The sequence below is a fragment of the Bradyrhizobium ferriligni genome (genome assembly GCF_056837965.1).
Genome location: NZ_JBXEJO010000037.1, coordinates 82,607 through 91,919, shown reverse-complemented (window position 1 = coordinate 91,919; position 9,313 = coordinate 82,607). Strand labels below are relative to the sequence as shown.

Annotated in this window: 11 protein-coding genes; 2 read left to right on the top strand and 9 right to left on the bottom strand. The window is 64.7% G+C overall.

Features of this window, described 5'->3' with window-relative positions; all coding sequences use genetic code 11:
• Positions 1–181: 181 nt before the first annotated feature.
• From AC1VNY_RS22595 to AC1VNY_RS22555, 9 genes are all read right to left on the bottom strand, one after another.
• Positions 182–946: a serine acetyltransferase domain-containing protein gene (locus AC1VNY_RS22595; RefSeq protein WP_482406821.1), complete on the bottom strand. Its 765-nt coding sequence runs from the start codon at positions 944–946 to the stop codon at positions 182–184.
• A 149-nt stretch (positions 947–1,095) separates the two neighbouring features.
• Complete coding sequence (locus AC1VNY_RS22590; protein ID WP_076827785.1) at positions 1,096–1,587, bottom strand: DUF2852 domain-containing protein; 492 nt, start codon at positions 1,585–1,587, stop codon at positions 1,096–1,098.
• Positions 1,588–1,717: 130 nt separating this feature from the next.
• Complete coding sequence (locus AC1VNY_RS22585) at positions 1,718–2,419, bottom strand: TetR/AcrR family transcriptional regulator (RefSeq protein WP_304498593.1); 702 nt, start codon at positions 2,417–2,419, stop codon at positions 1,718–1,720.
• 122 nt (positions 2,420–2,541) lie between these two features.
• Complete coding sequence (locus AC1VNY_RS22580; protein ID WP_482406820.1) at positions 2,542–3,072, bottom strand: dihydrofolate reductase family protein; 531 nt, start codon at positions 3,070–3,072, stop codon at positions 2,542–2,544.
• A gap of 224 nt (positions 3,073–3,296) precedes the next feature.
• Positions 3,297–3,662, bottom strand: coding sequence for a YciI family protein (locus AC1VNY_RS22575; protein WP_028341377.1), 366 nt, complete (start codon positions 3,660–3,662; stop codon positions 3,297–3,299).
• 92 nt (positions 3,663–3,754) lie between these two features.
• Positions 3,755–4,180, bottom strand: a complete 426-nt coding sequence (locus AC1VNY_RS22570) for a YciI family protein (RefSeq protein WP_028332843.1) — start codon at positions 4,178–4,180, stop codon at positions 3,755–3,757.
• 155 nt (positions 4,181–4,335) lie between these two features.
• Positions 4,336–4,752, bottom strand: coding sequence for a YciI family protein (locus tag AC1VNY_RS22565; protein ID WP_482406819.1), 417 nt, complete (start codon positions 4,750–4,752; stop codon positions 4,336–4,338).
• Between the two features lie 134 nt (positions 4,753–4,886).
• Positions 4,887–5,258 carry a nuclear transport factor 2 family protein gene (locus AC1VNY_RS22560; protein WP_482406818.1) on the bottom strand — a complete coding sequence of 124 codons (372 nt, stop codon included), beginning with the start codon at positions 5,256–5,258 and terminating at the stop codon, positions 4,887–4,889.
• Positions 5,259–5,403: 145 nt separating this feature from the next.
• Positions 5,404–6,075: a glutathione S-transferase family protein gene (locus AC1VNY_RS22555; RefSeq protein ID WP_482406817.1), complete on the bottom strand. Its 672-nt coding sequence runs from the start codon at positions 6,073–6,075 to the stop codon at positions 5,404–5,406.
• A 483-nt stretch (positions 6,076–6,558) separates the two neighbouring features.
• Between AC1VNY_RS22555 and AC1VNY_RS22550 the strand changes: the two genes are divergently transcribed.
• The gene (locus AC1VNY_RS22550) at positions 6,559–8,229 is read left to right on the top strand and encodes a methyl-accepting chemotaxis protein (protein WP_482406816.1); all 1,671 of its coding nucleotides are present in this window, start codon (positions 6,559–6,561) and stop codon (positions 8,227–8,229) included.
• 287 nt (positions 8,230–8,516) lie between these two features.
• Positions 8,517–9,305, top strand: a complete 789-nt coding sequence (locus AC1VNY_RS22545) for an SDR family NAD(P)-dependent oxidoreductase (protein ID WP_482406815.1) — start codon at positions 8,517–8,519, stop codon at positions 9,303–9,305.
• The last annotated feature ends 8 nt before the right edge of the window (positions 9,306–9,313 follow it).

Here is a 9,313-nt window from a genome sequence, read left to right as displayed (position 1 = left end):
CCACCCCACCCTCCCCCGCAAGCGGGAGAGGGAGCCAGCCAGCGTGCTCACCTGACGAAGGATCTGGTGCACCTGCTTCCGGAATCCTGGATCGACCTCCACGCGGACAGCTTTACGCAACTCGCCGATATGCTTGTGCCGGCGTAGCGACGCAGGGGGCGACCCGGTCGGTGTGCTCACCTCACGAAAGCGCCCCTGCCTCCGCGCAATTCGTCAGCCGCGCCGGAACGCCGACGGCGGTGCAGCCGGCGGGCACATCCGTCGTCACAAGCGCGCCGGCGCCGATCCTGGCGAAATCGCCGATGGAGAGATGTCCGATCACCGTGGCGCCGGCGCTGAGCAGCACGCCGCGGCCGATCTTCGGCGCGCGGCGCGGATCATCCTGATGCCGCGCGATGGTGACGTTCTGCAAAATCGTGACCTCGTCGCCGACCGAGGCCAGCGCGCCGATGATGATGCCGGTGCCGTGATCGAGGAACACAGCGGTTCCGATCCGGGCCGACGGGTGAATGCTGATCTGCAACTGGTCCGCCGTCGCGCTTTGCATCATGAGCGCAAGGTCGGGGCGGTCCTCGCGCCACAGCCAGTTCGATACCCGCCAGGCTTGCAGCGCGACGAAGCCCTTGAAGTTGAGCAGCGGCGGCAGGAAGCCCGTGATCGCCGGATCACGGCGCACGATGGCTGTGAGATCGGTGGCCGCGGCATCGACCAGCGCGGGCTCGGCCGCATAGGCTTCGCGGGCCGCGCGCATGAACTGCGCACGATCCTCTTCCGCGCGGCCGATATGCCGGCCGATCAGAAAGGCGAGAGCGCCGCCAAGGTCACCCTGATCGAGGATGAAGGCGGCCGACGCCTCGAGGAAGGAATCAGCCGCGATCGCGGCTTCCGCTTCGCGCCGGATCGCAAGCCAGAGATCGCCAGCCGTCACAGTCACCGATCCCGCCATGGTCTTCACCTCATCGTCCGGATTCCCAAACGATAGAGTGGGCGTCACCGCCCCAAAATGCAAACCGCCCGCTTGCTCATCGCAAACGGGCGGCTCAGGGCCATCAGGTTCTATGGGGGCACATCGCCTGAAGGCTAGCTGTTGCCTCATCAGCTCTGCGGCGGCTGGTCGGTCGGCGGGGTCGGACGGGTCTTGTGCTGCGCCATGAAGGCGTCGAACTCTTCCTTGTCCTTGGCGTGACGCAGGCGATCGAGGAAGTTCTTGAACTCGACCTGCTCCTCCTCGAGACGGCGCAGCGTGTCCTGACGGTACTCGTCGAAGGCGCGGTTGCCGCTGGAAGGCGGACCGAAGCCGCCGAACGGGAAGCCGCGGCGCTCCATGCGGCTCTTCATCCGCTCCATCTTGTCCTGCATCCGCTCCATCTTGTTCTGCCAGCGATCCATGTCGTTGTGACTCCAACAGGCCATCTTTCTGCTCCCGAGTGTGAAAAAGAGAAGGGCGAGGCCGATCGGCCACCAGATCATGAAGCCGAGGATGATCCCGGCGATCTTCAGGGGATGCCACGGCGTCGCGTAGAAGTAGGGACGGTAGGGCTCTTCAACGGGGCCGCGCCAGCGATTGACATCAGCGGTGTAGGCCATTTCCTTCTCCATCACGGCATCACGCCGTTGTGAATGTAAATAACATTTACATAGGTAGCCGATCCCTTGGGAAAGTCAAGCAGCGCGGATGACGCACCCTTCGGATTATTTTTGGCTCTGCCGTTGAACCTTATTTCGGCTTGCCCCACGGACCGGCCGGCTTTTCGTCGGCTGCCGCGGTTCCAGGCCTGCGGTCGGTCGGGAAGCCCAGCCCGCGCAGATAGATCAGCACTTCGGCCTCGAGCAGGTCCTCCGGCGACATCGGCAGCTTGCGCCGCGCAGCATCGCCGCGGCCGAACAGCGAGGCGACGCCGTGCGACATCGCCCAGATGTGCAGCGCCATCATCATCGCCGGTGGACGCGGCATGCCGGGCGGCGCCAGCGCCGCGAGCCGCTCGGCGGCGGCGCGGATGATCGCGAAGGCGCGCTCGCTTGCCGCCATCAACGTCGGATTGGAATCGACCGGCAGGCCGGATTCGAACATCGCCGAATAGAACGCGGGCTCCTCGCGGGCGAAGGCCAGATAGGCCTTGCCGACGCGCTCGAACGCCGTGACGGTGTCGGGGCGGCCGTCGTCCCAGGCCTGCGTCAACAGCGATTCGAACTGCTCGAAGCCGCGTTGCGCGATGCTGGCGATCAACTCGTCACGGTCGCGGAAGTGGCGGTACGGCGCGGCAGGGCTGACGCCGGCCATCCGCGCGGCATCGGCGAAGGTGAAGCCGGCCGGCCCCTTCTTCGAGATCAGGTCGAGGGCGGCCTGCAGCAACGCCTCTTTGAGATTGCCGTGATGATAGCCGCGCTCGGCGCGGCCTTGGTCCTTGCGCCAGCTCATGTGAACGGCTTTTACATGAGCCGGCGGTAAAGGTCACTAGCGGGGCGGCGGCGCATCAATCAAGATTAACGGACCAGTCAGTCGGGGGGCTTCCGCGCAACGCCGTCAGGCACGTTGCATGACTAGGCGGGGACGTAGGTCAACCTGATCGTGTTTTCGCCTATCCGGTCGCTTGCCACCAGGCGGAGTGGCGCGCGGGGCCCGACAAAGAATGGCTTGCCGCGCCCGAGCACGATGGGCCGGAGGTACAGTCGATACTCGTCAATCAGGCCAAGCTCGGTCAGACTCCCCGCCAGGTCCGGCCCGGCGACTTCGATCTCCCCGTCGAGCCGGGCCTTCAGCCCGCGCACCGCCGCCTCAAGGTCCCCCTCGACCAGTGTCGCGTTGGGTCCGACGGATTTCAGCGAGCGCGACACGACCCACTTTGGCCGTCTCCGCCACACTGCCGCATAGTCGCGCTCCTCCGCATCCCAATCAGGAAGGTCGTCGTCCCAATAGCGCATCACCTCGTACATGCGACGGCCATACAACATAGCGGCCACGCCGCGTACCTGCTCGATGAAATGACGAAAGAGCCCGGTGTCCGGCACCATCGCCTGATGATCGACATAGCCGTCGAGCGACTGGTTCAGTCCGAAGACGAGCTTCGCCATGGCGCATGACCTCCACTCCAGGACTTTCACTCAAGGGCTTTCAGATTTGCTCGGGTCGGCGTGACCTGACTCAAAAATGGCGAGCGGAGGCCCTCTCCGCGAGTTACACAGTGGAGAGGGCCTCCATCCGCCGCGCTACGCGCGACGACCTAAGAGCGAGCTTCGCTCGTCTCGACCCCCGCGCGCGGGAGAGGTTCAGGGAGCCCATGGCCAGAAACGATTGCCTATCGCCCCGGGATCGGCAGCACCGGCATGATCTCCACGGCTTCGCCCGGGAAGATCGAAAAATGCGGGTGGTTCTCGAACAGCTTTGCCGCCGCTTCATGCGAGGGCGCGCGCACCACCGTGAAGCCGGTCATCAGATTGGCGATGTCGGTGACGCCGCCCTGCCCGACCTTCTTGGTCTTGCCGAGCGGTCCGCCCATCTCGACGATCACGTCATGGTGCTTCTCGACCCAGGCGCCCCAGGCCGCCATGCCCTGCTGCTCCTTGGCGCGCCGTTCGGCCTCGGGCAGCGCGTTCCAGGCGGCCATGCGCGAGCCGGTGCTGCCGCCACCGAGATAGACGGCGAGGAAGGTGTTGGTGCTCATGTTGCGTCTCCGTTGTGGTCGTTGCTGGTTTGACGATCGTTTGCTGGCGCGATGACGCCGTGCGGCGGCATCGCGACTTGGATCATGCGGTGTCAGCGCAGCGCCTTGCCCCAGCCGCCCTGTGGATGCTCGAAGGTCGCGGCCGCCTGCTGCACCTCTTCGGAGAAATCGGCCATCTCCTGCACCTGGCGGATCTCGATCATCTCGTTCGCGGTGGCCGGGCATTTCCTGGCCCATTCGATTGCCTCGGCGCGCGAGGCGACCTCGATCATCCAGAAGCCGCCGATCACTTCCTTGGCCTCGGTGAACGGGCCGTCGATCACGACCGGCACGCCGGTGTCGAACTTGACGCGCGCGCCGGCAGCCGGCGGATGCAGGCCTTCCAGCGTGATCAGCACGCCGGCGTCCTTCAGCGCCTGATTGTACCGCATCATCGCGGCGACCCGTTCGGGGTCGAGCTCGAGCTTGGCCGGCGCGGACTCGTAGCCGAGCGGGATCATCAGCATCATGAAACGCATTGGTCGGATTTCCTTGCCTGTTGAATCACTCGCAATCTTCACCCTCGTCATGCCGGGAAGCCCCACACGGCGCCGGCCCGGAATCCATGACTTGCGACGGTGATCATGTATTCGGAGCGCATCGCCGGCGCGATATCGCGGAATGACGTCGGGTGTCATTTCTTGCCCACCTGCGCGCGCAGGCGCTCTCCCCGCTCGCGCAGTTCGGGCGTCAGCGCCTCGCCGAAATCCTCCGCGGCAAACACCTGGCGGATTTCGATCTCGGAGCCGACGTCGAACGGCGCGCGCTTCATCCAGTCGATCGCTTCATCGAGCGACTTGGTCTCGATCAGCCAGAAGCCGCAGACGAGATCGCTGGTCAGGCTGAACGGTCCGTGGCTCACGGTGCTCTGCCCGCCGGCATATTTGACCCGCGCGCCCTTGTTGGTCGGGTGCAGGCCCTCGCCGGCCTGCATCACGCCGGCCTTGACCATCTCCTCGTTGAACTTGCCCATCGCGGCGAGCAGTTCGGTGCTCGGCATCACGCCGGCCTCGGTATCCCGGCTCGCCTTCACGATCACCATGAACTTCATCGTCCTGCTCCGTTGTCTTGTTCAGCTGCTTTGCCGGTATCTCCGGTGCTCGTCTCAAGGACGACGCGGGGCTTGCCACGCCGACAGGGTTTGCGAAATTATTTCGGAGGTCATTGCATCGCGCGCCACAGCCCTCAGCGCTCCTGCCTGACGAGTTCGCCGCCCTGATGCGACGGGCCGAAATAGACGTCGATGCGCGACACCTTGTCGCCGTCGAACACGAAGAACTCGGTGTTGCGAAAGCTCTTGCCGTCGCGCGCGACGCAGCGATAGGTGACGAAGGCCTCGACGCCGTCGACCATGATGCGCTCGATCTCGTGGCGGCCGATCCAGCCGGAGCCGCGCCAGCACTCGGCGAAATAGGTCGGCTTGTCGATGTTCTCGCCATAGGGCGTCGAGAAGCGGAAATCCTCCGCGAACGCCGCCTCGACACTCGCGCGGTCATTGGCGAGGTAGGCGGCGAAGAGGGAGCGGATGATCTCCGCCCTGTTGCCAGCTGCAGCCATGTCGTCTCCCACACGTATTGCCCGGGCCTCCGGAGCGGCCAGCGCTCCGGAAACCCGGGCCTCAGGGAGATGACGAGCGAGACGGCGCAAAAGCGACATCACGCCACAATTTATTTTTGGAACCGGATCGGAGGGCCGGCTTGCTTCAGGTTTCCTGCGGGAACATGCCGAAATAGGGCTCGGCCTCCTTCAGGACGCGCGCGAAGGACGGCCGCCCCATCAGCCGCTCGAGATAGGCCGCCAGATGCCGATGGCCATCTCCGAACGGCTCGACCTTGTTGCCGTAGAACATCGTCGGCGCGGCCGCGCAATCGGCCAACGAGAAGTGCTCGCCCATCATCCAGCCGCCCTGCGCGCGTTGCTGATCAAGGATCAGTTGCTGATCGAGGATCGCATAGGAGGTGCGGAGCTGCGCCCGCGCCTCGGCGACGCCATGGGGGTCCTTGCGATCGGCAGGCCGCAGGCGATCGCCGACCACCTTCTGCATCGGCAGATGGACATAGAGATCGAGAAAGCGGTCGCGCAGCCGGGTTTGCAATGCGAGGTCCGGATCCTCGGGGATCAGCCTGACGGCACCGGGATAATGCCGGTCGAGATACTCGATGACGATGCTCGATTCCGGCACCGTCTCGCGCCGCGTCTCGTCGCGGAGCACGGGAAAACGGCCGATCGGCGACAGCGCGAGCAGCGCCGCGCGCTCGGCGGGATCGCCGAGATTGACCATGTTCGGCTTGAACGGCGTGCCGTTCTCGTAGAGCGCAATCAGCGCCTTCCAGCAGAACGAGGACAGCGGGTGGTAATGCAGGGTCAGCGACATCGGAACTCCATCATGGAACCAGTTCCCGGAGGACGAATCGGAGGCCGCCCGGCCGACATCTCGTGCCACGATTATTTTGCGATCGCGGTGAGCAGATACTCGAACCTCGACGCGCCTTCGTCGAGGACGCGAATCAGATCGATCGGCGAAGCGGCCAGTAATATCAAACTTCGTAATAGGCCTATCAGCGCTGCTGAAGTGAACGCGTTGCGACCATCCGCATCAGACGAAGGTTGTCATCGATTTTCGCCCGTAAGATTACGGTGAACATCGCATGCAGACTACGGATGATAACGTGCATACTGAAAAAATACGCCGCAAGTTGAAAGAGATGCGCGGGTGCATCGGCGCATTATGCAGATCGTGCCAGACGCGCGTGAGCAACAGGCTTTACCGATGCTAAACGGCTCGCTGCAACCTTTCCGTGAGTTGCCGCGATCCGCTTTTCCCCATCCCTTTCATTTGGACCTTCACGGAGCCCTGATGTTCAGTTTCAGCAACAAGGCCAAGATCGAGAATGCTCTGGCGCAGACTGCCGCGATCGGCAAGTCGCAGGCGGTGATCGAGTTCAAGCTCGACGGCACCATCGTCGACGCCAACGAGAACTTCCTGAATGCGATGGGCTACACGCTCGACGAGATCAAGGGCAAGCACCACAGCATGTTCGTCGATCCGGCCATTCGCGACAGCCAGGACTATCGCGCGTTCTGGGCCAACCTGAACCGCGGCGAGTTTCAGGCCGCGCAATACAGGCGCATCGGCAAGGGCGGCCGCGAGATCTGGATCCAGGCCTCCTACAACCCGATCCTGGACAAAAGTGGCAAGCCGGTCGGCGTGATCAAGTTCGCCACCGACATCACGGCGCAGAAGATTCACAGCATGGAGGAGGCCGGCAAGATCGCCGCGATCGGCCGGGCGCAGGCGGTGATCGAGTTCAACATGGACGGCACCATCGTCAATGCCAACGAGAATTTTCTAAGCGCGCTCGGCTACTCGCTCGCCGAGATCCAGGGCAAGCACCACAGCATGTTCGTGCCGCCCACCGACCGCGACAGCGTGGCCTATCGCAACTTCTGGGCACGGCTGAACCGGGGCACGTTCGAGGCCGGCGAATTCAAGCGGCTCGGCAAGGGCGGCAAGGAAATCTGGATCCTCGCCACCTACAACCCGATCCTCGACGACCGCGGCAAGCCGTTCAAGGTCGTCAAGTTCGCCACCGACGTCACGCAGCAGAAGGTGAAAACCGCCGACAATGACGGCCAGATCGATGCGATCGGCAAGTCGCAGGCGGTGATCGAGTTCAACATGGATGGCACGATCCGCACCGCGAACCCGAACTTCCTCGCCGCGATGGGCTATTCGCTTGCCGAGATCCAGGGCAAGCATCACAGCACGTTCGTCGAGCCCGCTGAGGCGAGCGGGGCCGGCTACCACGAGTTCTGGGGGGCGCTGAACCGCGGCGAATTTCAGGCCGCCGAATACAAGCGCATCGCCAAGGGCGGCCGCGAGATCTGGATCCAAGCCTCCTACAACCCGATCCTCGATCTCAACGGCAAGCCCTACAAGGTGGTGAAGTACGCCACCGATATCACCGCGCAGGCGATCGGCCGCAAGAAAGCAGACAGCGCGCGCGGCCTGATCGAGGCGGTCGCCGCCGGCAGCGAGGAGATGAGCGCCTCGATCCGCGAGATCTCGGAAACCATGACCAAGTCGAAGCAGAACGCCGCGGTCGCCACCGGCCGGGTCGAGGCTGCGGACGGACAGGCGCAGAAGCTCAATGCCGCAGCTCAGGCGATGAGCGGCATCGTCGAGATGATCTCGAGCATCACCGGGCAGATCAACCTGCTGGCGCTCAACGCCACGATCGAGTCGGCGCGCGCCGGCGAAGCCGGCCGCGGCTTCGCGGTGGTCGCCTCCGAGGTGAAGAGCCTCGCCAATCAGGCCAAGCAGGCGACCGACACGATCTCCTCTGAAATCGACGCGCTGAACTCGATCGCCGCCGAAGTGGTGAGCTCACTGTCCGAGATCAAGGCGGCGATCGCCGGCGTCAACGAATACATCACCTCCACCGCCGCCGCGGTCGAGGAGCAGAGCATCGTGACGCAGGACATGTCCACCAACATGCAGCGCGCCTCTGCCGAACTCGCAGCGTAAGCCACGGTGCGATCCTCGAAGGATGGGCGGCCCGGGCTGGGGGCCGTGCATCCTTCGAGACGCGCCGCTTTGCGGGCTCTTCAGGATTGCGGCGAGAGGGTCGGACGTGCAGTCGGAAGCCGATACTCCACACTCCCCGGCTGTTGGCCGTGCACCCTTCGAGGCTCGCTACGCTCGCGCCTCAGAGTGACGGAGAGAGAGCATGCCGCGTGTCGCCGTCGGGTTGACACGTCGGAGTAAAGGTCGCAGACGGTCGGGACTTCCTGCCCGAACCGATGGACCATCCGATGAATTCCGCTCCCCCCAAAGTCGCACTCGTGACCGGCGCCGCGCGTGGCATCGGGCTTGCCGCGGCGAAACGCTTTCTCGCCGACGGCTGGCGCGTCGCGCTGCTCGATATCGAGGGCGAATTGCTGCGCGCGGCGGTCGCGGCGCTGAAGCAGCCCGACGACACGCTGGCGCTCACCTGCGACGTATCGGATGCCGCTGGCGTGGCAGCTGCGATCTCTGCGATCACGGACCGGTTCGGCCGGCTCGACGCGCTGGTCAACAATGCCGGCATTGCCGTGTTCACGCCGGTGCTGGAGACCTCGGACGCCGACTGGAGCCGGATCATGGCGGTCAACCTCACCGGCCCGTTCCTGTGCACCAAAGCGGCCGCGCCGTTAATGCGGGAGCATGGCGGCGGTGCGATCGTCAACATCACCTCGATCTCGGCGGTGCGTGCCTCGACGCTGCGCTCGGCCTACGGCACCAGCAAGGCCGGCCTCGCGCATCTCACCAAGCAGCTCGCGGTCGAACTCGCCTCGCTCGGCATCCGCGTCAACGGCGTCGCGCCCGGGCCGGTCGAGACCGCGATGGCCAAGGCCGTTCACACGCCGGAGATCCGCGCCGACTATCACGACGCCATCCCGCTCAATCGCTATGGGCTCGAGGAGGAGCTGGCGGAAGCGATCTTCTTCCTGTGCTCGGATCGCGCCAGCTACATCACCGGACAGATCCTCGCCGTCGACGGCGGCTTCGACGCCGCCGGCATCGGCCTGCCGACCCTGCGCGGCGCGCGACGGAACGGGTAGAGCATTTT